The organism is Thalassospira mesophila (assembly GCF_002115755.1).
Classification (GTDB): Bacteria; Pseudomonadota; Alphaproteobacteria; order Rhodospirillales; family Thalassospiraceae; genus Thalassospira; species Thalassospira mesophila.
In genome coordinates this window covers 576,648-596,293 of sequence record NZ_JFKA01000002.1, presented here as the reverse complement: position 1 = coordinate 596,293, position 19,646 = coordinate 576,648, and the positions used below count along the sequence as shown (strand labels likewise).

The window sequence follows — 19,646 nt, the reverse complement described above, 5'->3', positions numbered from 1 at the left end:
TGCCCCCAAAACCAAAACCCCCGAACCGCACCGGACAGACCGGGCAATTCGGGGGCAAGGCAAACCGCGCAGGCGGGGTCGGGGGGGGGAAGAACATGCGCGGTTTTATCGTCAGGCTGTTTCCCGTATCGGGAAAAAGCCAATAGCGGGGTCAGTGGGCCGGGGCAGCAGCCCCCTGGGGTTTTGGTTTTCTCGCCAATGGCAGCAAAATCAGGGCGAAAACAAACGCTGCCGCCATCACCAGATGCACATCGTTAAAGGCGATCATATTTGATTCACGGGTCAAAATACCGCTGATCGATTTCATCGCCGCCGCTGCCGGTTCGGCAACACCAAGGGAATCATACCGGGCGGTAAGCGTATTAAGGTATTTCTGATACATCGGGTTGGCGGGATTGATATATTCCGCCAGATGTGCCCAGTGCAGATCGGAGCGATTATCAATTAATGTGTTGATGCAGGCCAGACCGATCGCACCACCAAGGTTACGCGTCAGGTTAAACAGGCCTGAAGCGTTCTTGATTTTCTCATGCGGCAAGGTGCCCAAAGCCAGACTGGTAATCGGCAACATGCAAAACATCAGGGCAAAACCGCGGATCGCCTGGGGAACCAGCAATTCGTCAAAATCAAGCTGGCTGTTTTGAAACCCGTTAAGCCCAACGCCCAGAGCAAATAGCGCCAAACCGAAGCCTAGCAACACCCGCAATGGCAAAACCCGCATCAAGCGCCCGGCAATCGGCGCCGACAAAAACTGACACGCCCCTGTCACCGCCATGATGGTGCCGATTTGCAGACTGTCAAACCCGCGAATTCGGGCCAGTTCAAGCGGCAGAATATAAACACTGCCATACAGACCGATGCCCAGGGTGAAACTGAAAATACAGCCCATGGAAAAATTGCGATCCGCAAACGAGCTTAGATCGACAATCGGCTTTTCGTAGGTAAACATCCGCCACAAAAAATACAGCCCCGACAAGGTGCAAATCACCGCGCCATACATGATCGCCCGGTCGTCGAACCAGTCATTGCGCGGCCCTTCGTCAAGCACATATTCCAGACTGCCGAGAAAAGCCGCCATCGCCACCAGACCTTCGATGTCGAAGCCTTTAAGCAATGATCGATCGCCCTTGTCGATATGCAGGGTCATCGCAACAACCGCGCCGACAATAATGCCCGGCACCACATTGATCAAAAACAGCCAGTGCCATGATAACGACTGGGTTAAATAGCCGCCCAATGTTGGCCCCACCGTCGGTGCCATGGTCGCAATCAAACCAATAATCACGCTGGCTCCGTTCTGGCGGGCTTTGGGGAAAATGATATAGGTGGTGGCAAAAACCGTCGGGATCATCGCGCCGCCAAGGAAACCTTGCAACGCGCGAAACAGGATCATGCTGTTGATCGACCACGCCATGGCGCTAAACACACTCATGATCGTGAAACCCGCCGCCGACAGCACAAACAGCCAGCGCGTAGAAATCAGCCGCGACAAAAACCCCGACAACGGGATCATCACCACTTCGGCGATCAGATAAGATGTCTGAACCCAGCCAATATCATCGGGGCTGGCCGATAACCCGGCCTGAATATCTTCAAGCGAGCTGGCAACGATCTGAATATCAAGGATCGCCATAAACATGCCGATCACCATGGCGATCCAGCCAATAAAATGCAGCGGATCTACATGGTCGGGCCCCTGGGGTGCGCCGCCGCCAGATTTGGCACCGTTGCCAGACCCGCCAGCACCACCTGTGCCGCCAGATGCCGGAACAGACGACCGAACCACGTGTGATTTCGCCGGTTCCGCGTGTGTGGCGTGTGTTGCCCCATCACGATGACCGTCATCCTGCATCCGAGCGCTCGCACCGGCATCGGCACTGGCACCTGCGTCGATATCGGCATTATCACGCGCCTCAACATTGCCCTGCCCGCGCCCTGCGACAGAAACGGAACTTAAAACCGCACGGTCGGTTGGGCTGGCGCGCAAGCCTGCGGCCTGATTGTTGTGGTCTGGGGCATTCGGTGCGCGGGCATCGGGCGTTGCCGCCGGTGCGCGATCCGAACTCCGGGGGTCATCGGCCATTATTGCAGCTCCGATACTTCGCGGATCAGGGCTTGATTAGGCGCAAGCCCGGTACCCGCGGCATGCATTTCGCCCGAGGCATCGCGCACATCAACATTCACGACCACCGAAAGGCCGGGCCGCAAGGCATCGGCAACGGGGCTTGGATCAAGTTTGATGCGCACCGGGACACGCTGGGTGATTTTGGTGAAGTTGCCGGTGGCATTTTCAGGTGGCAGCAGGCTGAATTGGGCGCCGGTTCCCGGGGCAAAGCTTTCGACGACACCGGTAATTTCTGAATCGGGAAAGGCGTCAACGTCAATCGTCACCTTTTGGCCCGGTGCCATATGGCCGATCTGGGTTTCCTTGAAATTGGCCACCGCATAAACGCCGGGCAGCGGCACCAGCAGCAATAATTGCTGACCAGGTTGCACCAAAGCCCCCAACTGCACCGAGCGATTGCCGATCACGCCATTAAACGGGGCGGAAATACGGGTATCGTCAAGCGATTGCTGGGCCAGATCAACATCGGCACTGGCTTCGGACACGGCCCGTTCGGCCTCGATTTTTTGCGCTTTTAAAACTTCAAGCTGGCCTTCCTGCACCGCAAGGGTTGCCTTGGCCGCATTTACCTGCGCCACGGCCTTGTTGCGGTCGGCAACGGCGTAGTCATATTTCTGGCGGCTGGCGGCCCCCTTTTTGACCAGGTCTTTATAGCGGTCAAAATCTTCGCCGGTGGTGTTCAAATCCACCTTTGAAATGGCAACATTTGCGGCCGCCTGATCAATCGAGGCCTGTTGCAGGGCAATTTGTTTGTCCATCGTATCAAGGGCGGCCATGCGCGATTCAAACGCGGCCTTGGCCTGATTGAATTTGGCCTGATAGTCCTCATCGCCGATCACCATCAAAAGGTCACCCTTTTTGACGGTCTGGTTATTTTCCACCAGCAACCGGTCAATATAGCCCGAAACCTTGGGCGAAATCGCCACCTGGTCGGCTTGCAAATAGGCATTGTCGGTTTCTTCGTGATAGCGACCCTCGGTCGCCCAGTAAAAACCGTAATAGGCCCCGCCGCCGATTGCGGCTATGGCAATCACGGGCAGCAGAATTTTTTTAACGTTCATTTTCCAGCTTCATTCCCTTTGGTATTGATTAGTACCATTTCGCGTAATATGGTACCAGCCAGTACCCCGGTCAAGAATTAAATTGATCCAAAAAGGGAATGGCACCTTGTCTGAAATGAAAAAAATGGACCCGCGCACAGAAAAGCGCCGCGAAGCAATCATAGAGGCTGCGCGTGAACTTTTTTGTGAACACGGGCTGGCAGGAACGACCCTGGAAATGATTACCGCCGAAGCCGGCGGATCACGACGCACCATCTATGAATTGTTTGGCAACAAGGACGGCGTTTTTGAAGCGGTGATTCGCAATTGCACCGGGCGCGTGACCAAAATCATGCGTGATTTGCCAATTTCACAAGAACCGCTGCGCGATACATTAATTAAATTTGGCGAAAACCTGATGACGGTCCTGACCCTGTCAGACACGCTGCGCTATATGCGGATGTTTCTGGCAGAAGTGCCGCGTTTCCCCCATTTGGGACGGGTCTTTTACGAAAGCGGCCTTATGACCGGCCGCCGCCTGCTGTCAGATTATTTTGAACAGCAAATGAAACTGGGCAATTTCCCCAAGGGCAACCCCGAACTGGCCGCCAGCTTTTTAACCAGCCTGATCAAAGCCGATTACGATATCCGGCAAATGGCCTTTATTGGCTGGGAACCACGCGTGCCTGATTTGATCGAACATGTGACGATTGCGGTCGATATGTTTTTGGCCGGTTATGGTTTGGGCGCGCCGATTGATCCGGGAAAAGCCCCGTCATCGCTGGTATAAATGCCGCAGCATCTGCCGGAAAATCAGCAAAAGCCGCCCGGGCCATGCCCGGCGGCGAACCGGCAAAACAAATGATTTTCAACGCGTCGTGCGTGCCCTTTACCCTGCCCCCGCCAGCAAGGATTATTTAAGGCATATTGCGACGAAAAGAACTTGCGAGGGAAGTTAAGCCAGCCTATTTGATTTTGCGTTCGCATCCTGTATGTTGCGTTCTCCCGACGCGGCCAGGGCGCTCCCTCGCGCGCCGGATGAAATTTGACCGATCTTGTCAAATGGCAGCCGCGCTGATACCTGGCAGCGGCCAGAAAGGGAGTATATTTGCATGACAAAAATTAAAGTAGCAAATCCGGTCGTCGAGCTTGACGGCGATGAAATGACCCGGATCATCTGGGATTTCATCAAGAACAAACTGATCCTGCCGTATCTTGATATTGACCTGAAATATTACGATCTCAGCGTTCAGAAACGTGATGAAACCAACGACCAGATCACCATTGATGCGGCAAACGCCATCAAGGAATTTCGCGTTGGTGTTAAATGTGCAACCATCACCCCTGATGAACAGCGCGTTGAAGAATTCGGCCTGAAAAAAATGTGGAAGTCGCCGAACGGCACCATCCGCAACATCATTGGCGGCACTGTTTTCCGCCAGCCGATCATTTGTTCCAACGTGCCGCGTCTGGTGCCAGGTTGGACCCAGCCGATCGTTATTGGCCGTCATGCTTTTGGTGACCAGTACCGTGCGACCGATTTCAAGGTGCCCGGCCCGGGCAAACTGACAATTAAATTTCAGCCAGCTGACGGCGGCGAAGCCATTGAACACGAAGTGTTTGATTTCCCGTCTTCGGGCGTTGCCATGTCAATGTACAACCTTGATGACAGCATCCGCGGCTTTGCCCGCGCCAGCCTGAATTATGGTCTTAACCTTGGCTGGCCGGTTTACCTGTCGACCAAAAACACCATCATGAAAGCCTATGATGGCCGCTTCAAGGACCTGTTCGAAGAAGTCTTCCAGGAAGAATTCGCCGACAAGTTCAAAGCCGCTGGCATCACCTATGAACACCGCCTGATCGACGACATGGTTGCATGTGCGATGAAGTGGAATGGTGGTTTCGTCTGGGCTTGCAAAAACTATGATGGCGACGTTCAGTCTGACACCGTGGCACAGGGCTTTGGCTCGCTGGGTCTGATGACCTCTGTTTTGATGACCCCGGATGGGCAGACCATTGAAGCAGAAGCCGCCCACGGCACCGTGACCCGTCACTATCGCCAGCACCAGCAGGGCAAAGAAACCTCGACCAACCCGATTGCGTCGATCTTTGCATGGTCGCAGGGCCTTAAATACCGTGGTGAGTTTGACAGCACCCCGGAAGTTGTCAAATTTGCTGAAACCCTGGAAAAAGTTTGCGTCGACACCGTCGAAGCCGGCTTTATGACCAAGGATCTGGCATTGCTGATCGGCCCGAACCAGAAATGGCTGACCACCACCCAGTTCCTCGACAAACTGGACGAAGGTTTGAAAAAAGCCATGAGCATGTAATTGCCCGGCAGTTTTGCCAAGCTGACAAACCCCGCCAGATTAATTTCTGGCGGGGTTTTGTTTTAAGAAATTCAGACAGTTCCTGCCCTGCCCGTTTGGTCGATCAGGGCTGGGCGGTAGCCGGAATTTAGCACCAGCAATGCCAACCTTTTAACGCCGGGGCGTTAGGGGAAAAGGCGAAAACGGCGGGGCCGGCCAGTGCCGTCATTTTATGATTTGGTCAAAAAAAACCCCGCCAGAGTAAATCTGGCGGGGCATTAGTTTGCACGTGTCCCAACGAGCGGCAGGGCTCAGAAACGACAGAATCAAACGTTTCGAGCCGTCAGGTGCCGCTAGTCCCGGTCGTGCTTCCCGTGACACCTTTTGCGCCTTGCGGCGCGACAATGGCGGGGCATTTCCCGTCATTGCATAATTTCGTTGCTGGCTCATTCGCCACCAGGTCATTTTTATGCCCGATTTTTTGCGGCGATGTTGGCCAACCGTCCCTGATAAACTTGCGTTCCTGTTCCAAACCAATGTCCGACCCGGCCGGTGCGCCAAAAACGTGCCATATGACATGGGGCAATTCCCCCGCCATGCCTGAAGGATCCCCCATACCGGGCGGCAAATCGCTTAACGCGTTTGCGCCCTCACTGTATCGGGGCCCGGCATACCCGTTTGCCACCGTGCCACTTTTCGGCAATGAACCATTGTCTGGCGCACCAACCGCGTCGTCCCCATTGGGAGACGGGCCCGATGCCGTATCAAAAGAAATACCGCCACCTGACCGTTGCATACTGCCCGCATATGTCCCGGCCCCCGCCGAAATATGATGCGCGCAAATATCTGTATCTGCGTTCCCTGTGGTACCCGCCGTCTGCGTGGTAATGGGGCAAAAGCCATCACGCGCCGTATGGGCCAACAAGGGCGTTACCGCCAAAACAATCGTTGCAACGCTGCTGACACTGCCTTGCAATAACCGTTTAAGCAGCGCCATCTGTCCCTGGGCCATCCGCTTTCTCCCGATGCGAAACCCTGATTTTGTCTGCTCTTGAGGGAACAACGTTCACGTTGCCCTAATTCTTCCAAAAACTTTTTAAAAAATGTGCGGAATAAAAATTCGACCCGGTACGTTGTCCCATTAACCGACTTATATGGATGCCATGCAGACAGATAGGTTCGACCCGGCCCTGCGAGACGAAATGTCCCGCCTGTTGCCCCGCATACTTCGTTTTGCCCGGTCCCTGACCCGCGACGCCGTCGCCGCAGAGGATCTGGTGCAGAACGCCTATATGAAGGCTGTTGAAAGCCTTGCACAATTTACGCCTGGCACCCGGTTAGACAGCTGGATGTTTAAAATTGTGCAAAACACATGGATAGATGAAAAACGGCGCGCACAAAGGGCGGGAAACGTTATTTCGCTTCAGGATGCGCGCGAGGCAGGGATGCCGGTTCAGGGCCACGGGGGCAATGATCGCGTGTTTTTACGCGCGGCCCTGGCGAGCCTTCCGGCAGATCAGCGATCGGCGCTGACGCTGGTATTGATCGAAGGGTACAGCTACCGCGAAGCTGCCGAGATTTTAAAAGTGCCCGATGGCACCGTGATGAGCCGCGTCGCCCGCGCCCGCCGTGCGCTGGTTGATTTGCATGACGCCGATCACGCTGTGCCACCGCGCGATATAAAACGGGGGACTCCATGACAACGACCCTTACGCCAAACGATGATTTGCTGATATCGGCATGGCTTGACGACGAACTGGACCCGCCTGCCCGGCTGGCGCTGGAACAGCGTCTCGATACCGATGAAGCCCTGCGCGCGCGTCTGGAAATTATGGCGCTGCAAGCTGATATTTTGGAAAACCCGGCGGACGACACCGTGCCCGACCCGCTTCAAAACCGGATCGATGCCATCCTCGACACGGCTTTTGGCGCGGACGCATCATCGTCCGGTGCGCGCGACATCACCGTGCATACCGCCCTTGAAATGCAGGCCCGCGTGATGGAAGAGGACGGGGCGGCTTCGCAATCGCTTGTCCGTCGCGAAAACCCGCAAGTGGCACATTTTACGCCGCGCAATCAATCGCACACATCCCACCCTTCGCACCAGCAAGTGGCGACCCGCCCCAACGCCGGGTCTGCCCACACCTCACTTCATGGTGCCAAAACCACGCGCTGGTGGGCCGGTGCCGGTATTGCCGCCGCCGTTGCGGTGGCGTTTGTTACTGGCGGCTGGTATGGCCGCACCACATTGCCAATGGCCCCCGTAATTGCCGCGAATGGCAGCGACACCAAGGTCGATAATGCCGGGCTGGATATGCTGATTAACGAAACGCTGGAAACCACGCAAAGCGGCCAGATCAAATATGCTGCCCTTGCCACCAATTCGGAAAAAATCGGCAAAACCACCATCGAACCCCTGCGCACCTTTCAGTTAGAAGGGCGTTTTTGCCGCGAATATCGCGCCAATATTGATTTGGGCCAGGAAAAGCCAATTACCTTTTTTGGCCGCGCCTGTCGTGACCCGAAAGAAGGCTGGCAAACGGTTTATCGCCTGTTTCCAGGGCCCGCCGTGGATTTGGGGACCGAAGCACTGGCCGCACATCAAAACCTGTAATCGGCCTGTATTTTACGCGGCGGACAGAAATAACAATAACGGGCGCAGGATTTAACCCCGCGCCCGTTATTTTGTTGTCATCGCATTTTCAGCCCTCAATCGGCGGGCGGGCGCATCGTGGCCTTGCCTTTCGCGGCACTGCCCGTGCGGCGCCGTCGCGCCCAACCAGATCTCCCTGCGTCATTCTCATAAATATCTGGTATCAGCCGGTGGCTTTGGCCCGGACAAACCGGCCTTTTTGAAAATCTTCAAAGGCCTGCATCAGTTCCTGGCGGGTATTCATCACAAACGGGCCATGCCGGGCGACGGGTTCGTTGATGGGGGCCGCCGCAATCAGCAACATCCGCCCGCCTTTGGCACCGCCTTTTAACAAAACCGAATTGCCGTCTTTTAAAACTGCCAGATGGTGGGTTGCCACCGCCCGACCGGCAACTTCGCCATCGCCAATAAACACATACACAAACGCGGCATGACCATCGGGCACCGGCAGGGTTACTTCGGCCCCGGCGGCCAGTTTAACATCCATAAAAACCGGTTTGGTGGCAATGCCCGAAACCGGGCCGGTTTTGCCAAATGCCTTGCCTGCGACCAGACGAATATCAACACCACGGTCCGGGCTGATTTCAACAACCTGGTCGGCTTCAAGGTTTTGATAGCGCGGACGGCGCATTTTGTCCTTTGCGGGCAGGTTGATCCACAACTGAAAGCCCTGCAAAAGGCCAGCTTCCTGTTCCGGTGTTTCGGAATGAATAATTCCGCTGCCGGCCGTCATCCACTGCACCCCGCCAGAGCGCAAAACACCTTCCGATCCAATGCTGTCATTATGGCGCATCGCCCCTTCGACCATATAGGTCACGGTTTCAAAACCACGATGCGGGTGCTCAGGGAAACCGGCGATATAATCATCGGCCTTGTCGCTGGAAATGGAATCAAGCATCAGGAACGGGTCGAGCATCTCAAGGGCGGGCGACCCGACCGAGCGTTTCAGGCGCACACCGGCCCCGTCAGATGTATCCATCGCCCGGATGATGCGGGCGACCTTGCGGCGTTCAACGGTATCAGTCATTTTTCATTCTCCGTGTCCGGGACCCGCCCCGATGGCATCACCGCAGGGGGTCAATTGGCACTGTTTTCTGCCTTTAAAATCGGTTTAATCCGCCCGATTAACAAGGCCCGATGCGGCACCGCATTGTTTCCCGATGCGAACAATAACAGCCTGCCGATGCCAAACCGCCCGCTCAAATGCCAAAAACGCAGCAAGCCGCCCTTTATTTTGCAAAGAGCGGCCCGCGGCAGAATTTCAGAACAATTGTAATTTCCGTGCCAAGTTCAGCCTAGCTGGCCAGTTTGGCTGCAAGTTCGGCGACATGTTTGCCCTGGAAGCGGGCAATTTCAAGCTCGTTTTCCGAGGGCTGGCGCGAGCCATCGGCCCCGGCCAGCGTGGTTGCGCCATAGGGCGAGCCGCCGGTGATTTCGTCCATTTTGGTCAGGCCGGTGCAGCTATAAGGCACACCGACAATCACCATGCCCTGATGCAACAATGTTGTGTGGGTCGAGGTGATGGTGGTTTCCTGTCCACCATGCTGGGTGCCCGTCGAGGCAAAAACCGAGCCGATTTTACCAATCAGCTTGCCCTGTGCCCACAGGCCGCCGGTCTGGTCCAAAAAGGTGCGCATCTGGCCGCACATATTGCCAAAACGGGTTGGCACGCCAAAAATAATGGCATCATAATCGGCCAGTTCGGCAACGGTTGCGACCGGCGCATCCTGATCAAGTTTGGCACCCGCCCCTTTGGCAACATCTTCGGGCATGGTTTCGGGCACACGTTTAACATCAACCGTGGTGCCCGCAACGCCGGTCGCCCCCTCGGCCACCGCCTTTGCCATCGTTTCGATATGGCCATACATCGAATAATACAGCACCAATACTTTCGCCATTGCGCGACTCCTGTTTAAGGGTTGGACCATTTGATCTGGTCACGTCAAAGGCATGATGGGCTGTTTGACCGGCAACGAAAAGGGCGAGATTGGAAACAGTGAATTTCGCCCCAAAATGGCAAAAAGGCGGGAACATTTCTGCATCCGGCCTCTTTGAATTTTAATCAACGTCCTGCGCGCGCAAGCACAAGGTTTATTGCGGCGTTGCTGCCAGATAATCGACAACCTGATCGGGAAAATCGGTAAACACACCGTCGATTCCGGCATCATCAAACACGGCGGTCATGACAATGCGAAAATCCCCGGCCCATTGCGGCAACTGGTCGGCGCGCAGGGTGTAAACATGTACGGGCAAATGGCGGCGCTGGGCGGCAACAAGGGTCGGTGTCATCACCGCATGGCCATCCTCGCTTAACCCCGATATCACCTGATCAAGCGACGGGGCGATGGCATCGACCACCTTGGCCATTTCGCCAACACCCTCGTCGGTTTTCAAAAAATCAAAATCAACATTCGGGGCGATTTTCCAGCTGTTTTCACCCAAAAGCTGCACCATACGGCCCTGATATTTCAGATCGTTTCTGATGCGTTTGGTTTCGTTCCAGTCAAAACACTCGATATAGCCATTGGATTCCCGCGTGCCGTAACCCCATTTTTCCATCACCTTGATCACGGCTTTGGAAATATCCTGCCCCTGCGCACGGTGCCAGGCCGGGTCCTTAACCTCGGCATAAACGCCAATATCGCGGTCGGTGGATTTGTTGAGGCCCTGTATCAGTTTGATTTCTTCTTCAAAGGTCGGAATTTTGAAAATGCTGTATTCCAGCGGAAAGCGGTCGCCATAAACCTGCTTGCCGGTTTTGGCATCAACCCGTTCATGCACATTAAGGGTCTTCAGCTCGGCCAGGGTAAAATCAATCGCATAAAACCGGCCATCCTTGCGGTGCCGTTTGGGGTATTTTTTGGCAACATCGGTGGTGGTATCAAGGTGAATATCGTGCATCACCACCGGCACCCCGTCCTTGGACATCACCACGTCCTGTTCGATGAAATCGGGGTCCATGCCATAGGCCAACGCCACCGCTGGCAAGGTGTGTTCCGGCAAATAACCCGACGCCCCGCGATGCGCGATCACAACATGATCGTCGGTTATGGCCTGTGCCATGGCCCCCGTGGCGGGCACAAGGGCCGCACAAAACAGTCCCGCTGCCAGCGCCATTACCTTAAACATCTGCAACTCCTTAATCCCGAAACGATTTTGCGCGATACTGACGTGCGCAAGCGGCAGGATCAAGGCAGTTCAATGGCGTCATGCGGTGTTTATTTTATGACACCTTCCGGTTTAGACAAATGTGGCCCGCTAAAATGGCCACAAACCGAAACGCCCGGAACCGGGTAAAATACAAATTTACCCGGCAATCTGCACATTTGCCCCGCTATGCCAGCAGTTTTGCCGCAATTTCGGCCAGAAAATCAGGCAGAACCCGGTAACAATAGGGTGCATAGAGCCGTTCCAGACGTTGATGATATTCCCGCCCCCACGGGCCAATATTAACCACCGGATATTCCAGCGCATCCACCGCCGGATGATCGACCAGTTCGCCCACCGGGGTGTTTTCGGCAATCACTTTCGATTCGTCACTTTCTGGACACTTTCCGAAAAACGACATATCGGAAATGCCACCAAAATAGCCCCGATCCACAATTTTGGTATTATGGCGGGCTTCAATCACCTGTCGGGCTTCATGAATGGCATCGATAAATTCGCGGTCCAGCGGCCGGGTGGTATCAAGATGCACGGCGGGGTAATGCAGGCTGGCATTGCCCGTTACAATCGCCGGGGCCAAAAGGCGGGCCTCGGCCATTGCGGCTTGCACCAGCACGCGCGAGCGCAAAAGCGGATTATTGCTATAGCGATATTCTTCTTCGACCGCGCCAATGCGGGCAAGGGCCGCTTCCCCCCCCACATCGCGGGCCATGTCGATTAAGCGCGCATAAGAAACAACCGCCAGCGGGCGATAGGCCATCGGCGCGGGTTCGCCATTGGCCTGCGCATGGATTTTTGCCCGCTCAAACAACCGCGCCAGCGCCCGGTTGGCGGCAACCTCGACAATATCGCCAAACTCGGCCAAAACGTCGGTCGATGTTTTGCCCTGTATCAGCCAGTTAAACGCCATCCACACATGTTCCGGCGTGGTGACTTCGTAATTTTCGCGCAAATCGCGGCATTCAAGGCATACCGGCGGCGGGGCCATAACGTTACGCGCAGTATCGGAAAGGTCGGTATTGCCCTCTATCGCCTGCATAATTTCGGCGCTAATCACGTGCGCGCTGATGCCATCAAACGGGTATCCCACATGGGTGGGCTGGCCAACAATCATGGCAAAGGGCATTATTTTGCCGATCGATCCATGAAAAATCGCCCGCCCAATGTCGCCATTTTCATAATCGCTACTAGCATCCAGGTTAATGCCGCCAACAATATCAATATCCCAACGCCGCACCAAATCGGGCAGCGCATTGCGCAGGCTGCGCATGCCGCAGCTATTGCGTTCTTCATCGGGGGTCAGAAACAAAACAACATTGCCATTGCGGTCTGCCTGCTGCGAGAAATGCTCCAGAAAGGCAATCCCGGCAGCATCGCCGCTTTTCATGTCCAAAAGCCCGCGCCCGGGAATAAAATCGCCGCTTTGCAAATCTTTTAGCGCCAGTTCTTCCTTGGCCGTCAAATCATTGCGCGCCGATAAATCCTTGATCAGGGCCTTGCAAAGTTCGTCCGGCGAAAAAGCCAGATCTTGCAAATCGTGGTAATTTTCAATTGATACCACATCAAAATGTCCCGCCATTGCCATGGTTTTGCGCCCCTGGCCACGCACCAGCGCCACCACATTTTTTGCCATCGCCGTGCCATTGGCGACAAGGTGGCTGTCAATCACCGCAATGTCGTCGGGGTTTTCCTGAAAATAGGGAATTTCACGCAACAGCCCGACCAGCTTGTCGGCAAAATCGGCCTCGTCTTTGGTGCCGGTCACACTGGGCCAGCGGGTCAGGCGTTCGGCAATTTCGCGGGTGCGGGCCTCGGGGGCCCAAGGGGAAAATATGGTCGCCATGACGGTGCGCTGCCCTGATTTGTTTTTGGGTTGGTTGACCCAAATTACCCTGTCACCGGATTAATAAAAATGCCAATTTAGGGCAATTTCAGGATATAAACTGCGTAAATCGGCAGATAAATTGCCGAAAACAGCAACGGAACCCCAAAATGGATGATCTGGACCGCAGCCTGATTGCCGAATTGCGCATTAATGCCCGCGCATCGGTGCCCAAACTGGCCGACCTTCTGGGCGTTGCCCCCGGCACGGTCAAGGCACGCATGACGCGGCTGGAGGAAACCGGCGCGATTGCGGGTTACACAGTAAGGCTGCGCGATGACGCCAGCGACGGCACCATTCGCGGGGTGATGATGATGGAGCTTTCGGGCCGCAATGTGAAGGCGCTGGTGGCAACATTGCGCAAAACCCTTGGCTTTCGCGCCCTTCACACCACCAATGGCGAATGGGACCTGATTGCCGAGGTAGAGGTGGCCAGCCTGCCGGAATTTAACCGCATCGTCACCCATATCCGCAGTATGGACGGCATCGCCAAAACCGAAACCTATCTGTTTTTGGGGCCTGCGTGACGGTAGCGAGAACCAGCAAGTGGTTAAGATTACCCGGCCTGATAATCCCGTACAAATGTCTGCTCTGTCACTTCTGTTCCCCATTGCTGGCCGGTTTGTTCATTTTCAAGAATAAAGCCATTGGCTTCGTAAAGTTTACGGGCGGCATCAAGCCCCTTAAATGTCCAAAGCCGGGTTTTGGCAAACCCGCAAGCATCGCAAAATGACAGGGCTTGTCTAAGCAACGCGCGGCCCACACCGCTGCCGCGCTGTCCATCGCCCACGATAAACCAGCGCAAATGGGCACTGTTATCGCCAAGGTCTTCGCCATCAATTGCGATGGAGCCAACGACATGCCCGCCACCGTCCGTTGCCGCCCATATCTGATTAACCCGGTGGTCCAGCCGCCCGGCAAACTCGGCCATGCCCGATGCCACCTTGCTTTCAAAAAACGCCCCGAAACCCGATATGTTTGCATAATAATGCGCATGCATTTCCACCACACGCCCGATGATGCCCGGCTGATATCCCGGCATAATTTTGGGGGCTGGATTTGCCAAAACCGGTGTTTTGGTGCGACTTGCTGCCAAGGCATCGGCATAGGCCCCCATGCCCTGATGCACCGTGGCATGACTGTGAGGCGGAAGGCATTGCAGGGCCGCGCGCACCTGCGCACTGGCAAAGGCATCGATCCGGGCTAAAGTTTCGCGCCCTTTGGGCGTCAGACAAAGCGGCTTGGCCCGTCCGTCATGCGCGCTAGCCCCCTCGACCAGCTCACCCGCCCGCACCAGCTTTTGCACAAGGCGGCTAACACTTGATTTTTCAAGCCCCAGCACCTCGCACAGCTCCGATGCCGTCAGGATCCCCCGCCGCCCGATTTCGACCAGCGTATGAACAGACGAAGGCGGCATATCCGTCCCGGCAAGGGTTGGTTTCATAAAACCCAGTTCGCGCACCAAACGGCGCGAGGCCTCGCGAATGGGGTTAACCGTCATTTCATCCATAACCGGCCCAGTTATAAAGTTGCATCATACAACTTTATAACTAAAACCAGACCCGTTGAAAATAGCGTTGCCGTTAAATGGTGCTAACGGTTCAACGCGCCCGTCATCCGGTCCAACCCTTCAAGGGTTAACGGATACATCCGCCCGGCCATAAGCTTGTGCAAAATCTGGATTGAAGGGGTGTAGTGCCACCATTTTTCGGGGTGCGGGTTGATCCAGGCGCTATGGTTGAAATGATCGAGCAGGCGTTGCATCCACACCTGCCCGGCTTCCGCATTCCAGTGTTCGACCGATCCACCGGGATAGGTGATTTCATAGGGGCTCATGGTGGCATCCCCCACAAAGACCAGTTTGTAATCGCTGGAATAGGTGTTGATGACATCAAGGGTGGATATTTGTTCGCTGCGGCGGCGGGCATTGTCTTTCCACAGCCCTTCATAAGGACAGTTGTGGAAATAATAGTATTCAAGGTGTTTGAATTCGGTTTTTACCGCTGAAAACAGCTCCTCACACACGCGAATATAATCATCCATCGAGCCACCAATATCAAACAGCATCAATACCTTAACCGCATTGTGCCGTTCGGGCCGCATTTGTACATCAAGCCAGCCCTGCCGCGCGGTCGAGCGAATGGTGCCGGGCAAATCAAGCTCGTCCGCCGCCCCGGTGCGCGCCCATTTGCGCAATTTTCGCAAGGCAACCTTGATGTTGCGCGTGCCTATTTCCACGCTGTCATCAAGGTTTTGAAACTCGCGCCGGTCCCAGACCTTAACCGCGCGGCGATGGCGCGATTTATCCTGGCCAATGCGCACCCCTTCGGGGTTATAGCCATAGGCCCCAAAGGGCGATGTGCCCGCCGTGCCGATCCATTTATTGCCGCCCTGATGGCGTTTTTGCTGTTCTAACAGACGTTGCTTTAACGTCTCCATCAGCTTGTCCCAGCCACCCAGCGACTGGATTTGCGCCTTTTCTTCCTCGCTGAGATATTTCTCGGCCAGCTTGCGCAGCCATTCGTCCGGGATTTCCGCCGAAATTTCGTCCCCGGCGTCGGTCAGCGATGACAGGCCCTTGAAATGCGATCCAAACACCTGATCAAACTTATCAAGGTTGCGCTCGTCTTTTATCAGGGTGGCACGGGCCAGATAATAAAAATCCTCGACCGAATACCCGGCAACGCCCGTCTCCACGGCCTCCAGCAACGTTAAATATTCGCGCAGGGAAACCGGCACGCGGGCGTCTTTCAGCTTGTAAAAAAAGCCGATAAACATGGTCTAGCGCCCTTCGCGCCGCGCCATAAAGGCAAGGCGTTCAAACAGATGCACATCCTGTTCGTTTTTCAAAAGCGCCCCATGAAGCGGCGGCACCGATGATTTGGTATCCTTGGCGCGCAGGGCTTCGGGCGGCAGGTCTTCAGCCATCAGGAGTTTGAGCCAGTCGAGCAATTCCGATGTCGACGGTTTTTTCTTCAGTCCCGCCACATCGCGCATGTCGTAAAACAGGTTCAGGGCCTCGGCCACCAGACGTTTTTGAATGTCGGGGAAATGCACATCGATGATTTGCATCATGGTATCGGCATCGGGAAAGCGGATGTAATGAAAGAAACAGCGGCGCAAAAACGCATCGGGCAGTTCTTTTTCATTGTTCGATGTGATGATGACAATCGGCCGGTTTACCGCCGTGACCATCTTTTGGGTTTCATAAACATAAAACTCCATCCGGTCGAGTTCCTGCAAAAGATCGTTGGGGAACTCGATATCGGCCTTGTCGATTTCGTCAATCAGCAATACCGGGGCATCATCGGCCTCGAACGCATCCCACAGCTTGCCTTTAACAATATAATTGGCAATGTCATGCACCCTCTCGTCGCCCAACTGGCTGTCGCGCAGGCGCGATACCGCATCATATTCATACAATCCCTGCTGGGCGCGGGTGGTGGATTTGATCGACCATGTGATCAGCTTTTTGCCCAGCGACCTGGCAATTTCCTCGGCCAGCACGGTTTTGCCCGTGCCCGGTTCGCCCTTGACCAAAAGCGGGCGCTGCAACGTGATGGCCGCATTGACCGCGACCATCAAATCTTCGGTCGCAACGTAATTTTCGGTACCTTTAAATTTCATTATTGCCCTGCAACAGAGGTTGACGTTTACGTCACCCTAAGGTGTTCAACAGCTTTGAGCAAGAATGCAATTTAAAGCCCTTCTCCGTGTTTGCGGCCTACTCGGGTCCTGCTGACCGCCCCCATTTCCACGCGGGCAAACATATTTGCCACCCCTGCCGCCTTGCCGACCCTTTTTGAAATATTACCTTACGGTAAACTATATTTAACCCAAGGACCCCGATATGAAAATTGACCTGACTGGTAAAACCGCCCTTGTTACCGGATCAACCGAAGGCATTGGCTTTGCCATTGCCGCCGGGCTGGCCGGTGCGGGTGCCGAAATTATCGTTAATGGCCGCAAGGATGACAAAACCGCCAAGGCTGTGGCAAAATTAAAAGCCCAATTCCCCGATGCCAGCATTCGCGGTGTTGCGACCGATCTGGAATCAGCGAAAGGATGCGACACGCTGGTAAAGGCCGTGCCGCATGTGGATGTGCTGGTGAACAATGTCGGCATTTTCGGCCCGCAGGACTTTTTTGAAACGCCCGATAGCGACTGGCAGAAATTTATGGATGTTAACGTAATGTCCGGTGTGCGCCTGTCGCGCGCCTATTTGCCGGGCATGGAGAAAAAGGGCTGGGGCCGGGTGTTGTTCCTGTCATCTGAATCGGGCCTTAATATCCCTGCCGACATGATCCATTACGGGGTGACGAAAACAGCCTATCTGTCGCTGTCGCGCGGCCTTGCCAAGCGTATGGCAGGCACGGGTGTGACGGTAAATGCCATTCTGCCCGGACCGACCCTGTCGGAAGGGGTGATTGCGATGCTGGCCGATGATGTGAAAAAAACCGGCAAGCCGGTTGAAGACGTCGCCAGTGAATTTGTCATGGCGGCCCGCCCGACATCAATCATTCAACGTGCTGCCACGGTCGAGGAAGTTGCCAATCTGGTGGTTTATGTAGCATCGCCACTGTCATCGGCAACCACAGGTGCAGCGTTGCGGGTTGATGGCGGCGTGGTCGACAGCATCGCCTGATCTGGTCGCCATCCAGAACGACGTTCCGTAAAATTGACCCCGTTCCGGTTTTTACGCCGGAACGGGGTTATTTGTCAGCCGGGAACGCGGGACGCAGGGGCGTTGGGGGACGCGGCGATAATCGCCTATTCCCGGCCGACAAAACTGATCGATTGATGGGCGGTGCGCAAGGCACGACGGCGGGGAAATTCGCCATTCACATAGCGATTCACGGCAACCAGCAAATCATCGCGCCACGGCGCATCGGGAAAAGCGGCCAGTTCGGCGCGCGCCATCATGATGGTTTTAAGGCGATGCACGGGTTCAATATAATCATCGCAACCATGATCCAGCACACGCTTATGCAACAGGTTTTTCAGGATGGCATCGCTATCGCCATTATCTTCAATGGCGGCAATGGCGGCATCATCGGCCTGGCCTGTTTCGTCATTTACATATTTGGTGTTGCGACCAATGAAACAGCCAATTTGCAACAGGCCATCGGCCCACAATTCGGGCATGTCGGTTGCCAGTTCGCGCACGGCCTGTGCTGTTGTCAGGGCATGGGTAACATCGAGCCAGTTTACATTTGTGCCAATCGGCATATCGGCACGGTACATGACACGGTGGTCAAAATGGCGCACCTGCCAGGCCGCCGCCCCCAGCAAGGCGTGATAACATCCTTGCACATCGCCCGCCGAACGGCGAATACGCGCCAGAACACGCGCAACAGGCAACCCCAAAAAATCGTCTTTTGTCACGGGTTCACTGGCAACAAGGCTGTCCCAATCCTTGCGAACAACATTAAAGGCGCGAAACTCGGGGATCAGGTCTTCGCGGGTGACGCTGCATAAATGCCGGGTTAAGGGCAGGATCAGGCTTTCCAGCGATTGCGCCCCCAATAACGCCAGCAACGGCGCGATTTTAGAGACATAAATAACCGAATGGCCAAACCCGGCATAATGGCGCATGGCACAGCGGGCAAAGGCCGGGCGCAGATCATCCCAGGTCAAACCCGCTGCCAGTGCGCCGCGCACCAGGGCGATGGCGGTGTTTTCGTCTTCGGCCTCAACCGCTGCGGCAAAGCCGGTTTCTGACCAGTCCTTTACATCCGCGCTAAAGGCATAAACCGGGCGATAGCGGCTGTCCCACGCAATATGGCCGATGGTTTCGGCAAGGCTGGCCAAACGTTCGCGGTCGTCGGAAAGTTCTGCCCGGTATGCCAACCAGTCGGCTGCCCCCGGCATGGCATGGGTGGTGCCATATTCAAAACGGTCCATACGGCAGGCAAAGGCCACACGAATTGCATCAAGCGGGTCCGCGCCGATTAAATCCAGGCGGGCCAGTTCGCGGCAAAGGCGGGAATAATCATATTCATGCAGGGCAACGTCCAGATTAGCCAATATCTGGTCGCGTTGCTGCGCCATTGGCGGTTCGCTCATATCCACCTCCACGGTCCCATCATCACTCAGCCGAACCGGGTAACGACGCAATTTATCGCCCCCCGTCAGGGTATCGCCACTTTCAAGGTCAAATTTCCAGTTATGCCAATTGCATGTCAGCACACAGCCCTGCGAAATTGCGCCTTCCATCAGGGGAAACCCCTCGTGCGGGCAGCGATTGTTGCACGCATATAAACCGGTATCGGTCTGAAAAATCGCAATCTGGCACCCTTTAAGGCGCACCAGTTTACGCCCGGTTTTTGAAAGTTCTGCCATGGTCGTGGCCGCCTGCCAGCCCCCATTAATGGACTGCGCGCGGGATACATCCGGCAACAGGGACAGGGCTGGCTGTTTTCCAGTTTGATCAGACGATGGCATGGCGACCTCATTTCTAAAGATTATTCTT

17 protein-coding genes are annotated in these 19,646 nt (G+C 55.3%); 6 read left to right on the top strand and 11 right to left on the bottom strand.

All coding sequences use genetic code 11. The annotated features are described in order from the left end of the window. Positions 1–151: 151 nt before the first annotated feature. Both TMES_RS07165 and TMES_RS07160 read right to left on the bottom strand, forming a co-directional pair. On the bottom strand, positions 152–2,083 hold the full coding sequence (locus TMES_RS07165) for a DHA2 family efflux MFS transporter permease subunit (RefSeq protein WP_245835243.1): 1,932 nt from the start codon (positions 2,081–2,083) through the stop codon (positions 152–154). Further along, positions 2,083–3,186, bottom strand: coding sequence for an HlyD family secretion protein (locus tag TMES_RS07160; RefSeq protein ID WP_085580871.1), 1,104 nt, complete (start codon positions 3,184–3,186; stop codon positions 2,083–2,085). The genes TMES_RS07165 and TMES_RS07160 overlap by 1 nt, the downstream gene beginning before the upstream one ends. 115 nt (positions 3,187–3,301) lie before the next feature. Here TMES_RS07160 and TMES_RS07155 point away from each other — a divergent pair, with 115 nt between their 5' ends. Continuing rightward, the gene (locus TMES_RS07155) at positions 3,302–3,955 is read left to right on the top strand and encodes a TetR/AcrR family transcriptional regulator (protein ID WP_245835253.1); all 654 of its coding nucleotides are present in this window, start codon (positions 3,302–3,304) and stop codon (positions 3,953–3,955) included. A 322-nt stretch (positions 3,956–4,277) separates the two neighbouring features. Beyond that, positions 4,278–5,495, top strand: coding sequence for an NADP-dependent isocitrate dehydrogenase (locus TMES_RS07150; RefSeq protein WP_085580869.1), 1,218 nt, complete (start codon positions 4,278–4,280; stop codon positions 5,493–5,495). A 322-nt stretch (positions 5,496–5,817) separates the two neighbouring features. Here the strand turns inward: TMES_RS07150 and TMES_RS07145 are convergent, their stop codons facing one another. Then, entirely contained in the window at positions 5,818–6,486 is a 669-nt protein-coding gene (locus tag TMES_RS07145; RefSeq protein WP_085580867.1) for a hypothetical protein, read from the bottom strand. 151 nt (positions 6,487–6,637) lie between these two features. Here TMES_RS07145 and TMES_RS07140 point away from each other — a divergent pair, with 151 nt between their 5' ends. Next, the gene (locus tag TMES_RS07140; protein ID WP_085581255.1) at positions 6,638–7,174 is read left to right on the top strand and encodes an RNA polymerase sigma factor; all 537 of its coding nucleotides are present in this window, start codon (positions 6,638–6,640) and stop codon (positions 7,172–7,174) included. Next, entirely contained in the window at positions 7,171–8,088 is a 918-nt protein-coding gene (locus TMES_RS07135; protein ID WP_085580865.1) for an anti-sigma factor, read from the top strand. The genes TMES_RS07140 and TMES_RS07135 overlap by 4 nt, the downstream gene beginning before the upstream one ends. Positions 8,089–8,290: 202 nt before the next feature. On the opposite strand, the gene TMES_RS07130 is transcribed toward TMES_RS07135, so the two are convergent. The 4 genes from TMES_RS07130 to TMES_RS07110 form a co-directional block, all read right to left on the bottom strand. Further along, entirely contained in the window at positions 8,291–9,154 is an 864-nt protein-coding gene (locus TMES_RS07130) for a pirin family protein (RefSeq protein ID WP_085580862.1), read from the bottom strand. Between the two features lie 268 nt (positions 9,155–9,422). Beyond that, positions 9,423–10,025 (bottom strand): NAD(P)H:quinone oxidoreductase, encoded by a 603-nt coding sequence (gene wrbA / locus TMES_RS07120; protein ID WP_085580858.1) that lies wholly within the window; start codon positions 10,023–10,025, stop codon positions 9,423–9,425. A gap of 193 nt (positions 10,026–10,218) precedes the next feature. Continuing rightward, positions 10,219–11,256: a glycerophosphodiester phosphodiesterase gene (gene glpQ / locus TMES_RS07115; RefSeq protein WP_085580856.1), complete on the bottom strand. Its 1,038-nt coding sequence runs from the start codon at positions 11,254–11,256 to the stop codon at positions 10,219–10,221. A 205-nt stretch (positions 11,257–11,461) separates the two neighbouring features. Continuing rightward, positions 11,462–13,135 (bottom strand): M20/M25/M40 family metallo-hydrolase, encoded by a 1,674-nt coding sequence (locus TMES_RS07110; RefSeq protein ID WP_085580855.1) that lies wholly within the window; start codon positions 13,133–13,135, stop codon positions 11,462–11,464. Positions 13,136–13,284: 149 nt separating this feature from the next. On the opposite strand from TMES_RS07110, the gene TMES_RS07105 reads away from it, so the two are divergent. Continuing rightward, positions 13,285–13,701: an Lrp/AsnC family transcriptional regulator gene (locus TMES_RS07105; RefSeq protein WP_085580853.1), complete on the top strand. Its 417-nt coding sequence runs from the start codon at positions 13,285–13,287 to the stop codon at positions 13,699–13,701. Positions 13,702–13,730: 29 nt separating this feature from the next. On the opposite strand, the gene TMES_RS07100 is transcribed toward TMES_RS07105, so the two are convergent. The 3 genes from TMES_RS07100 to TMES_RS07090 all read right to left on the bottom strand — a co-directional run bounded on the left by TMES_RS07100 (position 13,731) and on the right by TMES_RS07090 (position 16,801). Further along, positions 13,731–14,675, bottom strand: a complete 945-nt coding sequence (locus TMES_RS07100; RefSeq protein ID WP_143589560.1) for a bifunctional helix-turn-helix transcriptional regulator/GNAT family N-acetyltransferase — start codon at positions 14,673–14,675, stop codon at positions 13,731–13,733. A gap of 92 nt (positions 14,676–14,767) precedes the next feature. Beyond that, positions 14,768–15,952, bottom strand: a complete 1,185-nt coding sequence (locus tag TMES_RS07095; RefSeq protein WP_085580849.1) for a vWA domain-containing protein — start codon at positions 15,950–15,952, stop codon at positions 14,768–14,770. Positions 15,953–15,955: 3 nt separating this feature from the next. Next, positions 15,956–16,801 (bottom strand): AAA family ATPase, encoded by an 846-nt coding sequence (locus TMES_RS07090; protein ID WP_085580847.1) that lies wholly within the window; start codon positions 16,799–16,801, stop codon positions 15,956–15,958. 223 nt (positions 16,802–17,024) lie between these two features. Between TMES_RS07090 and TMES_RS07085 the strand changes: the two genes are divergently transcribed. After that, positions 17,025–17,819 carry an SDR family NAD(P)-dependent oxidoreductase gene (locus tag TMES_RS07085; protein ID WP_085580845.1) on the top strand — a complete coding sequence of 265 codons (795 nt, stop codon included), beginning with the start codon at positions 17,025–17,027 and terminating at the stop codon, positions 17,817–17,819. Positions 17,820–17,944: 125 nt separating this feature from the next. Here the strand turns inward: TMES_RS07085 and TMES_RS07080 are convergent, their stop codons facing one another. Continuing rightward, positions 17,945–19,618 (bottom strand): Rieske (2Fe-2S) protein, encoded by a 1,674-nt coding sequence (locus TMES_RS07080; RefSeq protein WP_085580843.1) that lies wholly within the window; start codon positions 19,616–19,618, stop codon positions 17,945–17,947. Positions 19,619–19,646 lie beyond the last annotated feature (28 nt).

Bases quoted from the DNA above. Each gene is read 5' to 3' on its own strand.
- TMES_RS07085 (WP_085580845.1), top strand. From the start codon at position 17,025: ATGAAAATTGACCTGACTGGTAAAACCGCCCTTGTTACCGGATCAACC.
- TMES_RS07080 (WP_085580843.1), bottom strand. From the start codon at position 19,618: ATGCCATCGTCTGATCAAACTGGAAAACAGCCAGCCCTGTCCCTGTTG.
- TMES_RS07090 (WP_085580847.1), bottom strand. From the start codon at position 16,801: ATGAAATTTAAAGGTACCGAAAATTACGTTGCGACCGAAGATTTGATG.
- TMES_RS07140 (WP_085581255.1), top strand. From the start codon at position 6,638: ATGCAGACAGATAGGTTCGACCCGGCCCTGCGAGACGAAATGTCCCGC.
- TMES_RS07150 (WP_085580869.1), top strand. From the start codon at position 4,278: ATGACAAAAATTAAAGTAGCAAATCCGGTCGTCGAGCTTGACGGCGAT.
- TMES_RS07105 (WP_085580853.1), top strand. From the start codon at position 13,285: ATGGATGATCTGGACCGCAGCCTGATTGCCGAATTGCGCATTAATGCC.
- TMES_RS07145 (WP_085580867.1), bottom strand. From the start codon at position 6,486: ATGGCCCAGGGACAGATGGCGCTGCTTAAACGGTTATTGCAAGGCAGT.
- glpQ (WP_085580856.1), bottom strand. From the start codon at position 11,256: ATGTTTAAGGTAATGGCGCTGGCAGCGGGACTGTTTTGTGCGGCCCTT.
- TMES_RS07100 (WP_143589560.1), bottom strand. From the start codon at position 14,675: ATGACGGTTAACCCCATTCGCGAGGCCTCGCGCCGTTTGGTGCGCGAA.
- TMES_RS07135 (WP_085580865.1), top strand. From the start codon at position 7,171: ATGACAACGACCCTTACGCCAAACGATGATTTGCTGATATCGGCATGG.
- TMES_RS07165 (WP_245835243.1), bottom strand. From the start codon at position 2,083: ATGGCCGATGACCCCCGGAGTTCGGATCGCGCACCGGCGGCAACGCCC.
- TMES_RS07130 (WP_085580862.1), bottom strand. From the start codon at position 9,154: ATGACTGATACCGTTGAACGCCGCAAGGTCGCCCGCATCATCCGGGCG.
- TMES_RS07110 (WP_085580855.1), bottom strand. From the start codon at position 13,135: ATGGCGACCATATTTTCCCCTTGGGCCCCCGAGGCCCGCACCCGCGAA.
- TMES_RS07160 (WP_085580871.1), bottom strand. From the start codon at position 3,186: ATGAACGTTAAAAAAATTCTGCTGCCCGTGATTGCCATAGCCGCAATC.
- TMES_RS07155 (WP_245835253.1), top strand. From the start codon at position 3,302: ATGAAAAAAATGGACCCGCGCACAGAAAAGCGCCGCGAAGCAATCATA.
- TMES_RS07095 (WP_085580849.1), bottom strand. From the start codon at position 15,952: ATGTTTATCGGCTTTTTTTACAAGCTGAAAGACGCCCGCGTGCCGGTT.
- wrbA (WP_085580858.1), bottom strand. From the start codon at position 10,025: ATGGCGAAAGTATTGGTGCTGTATTATTCGATGTATGGCCATATCGAA.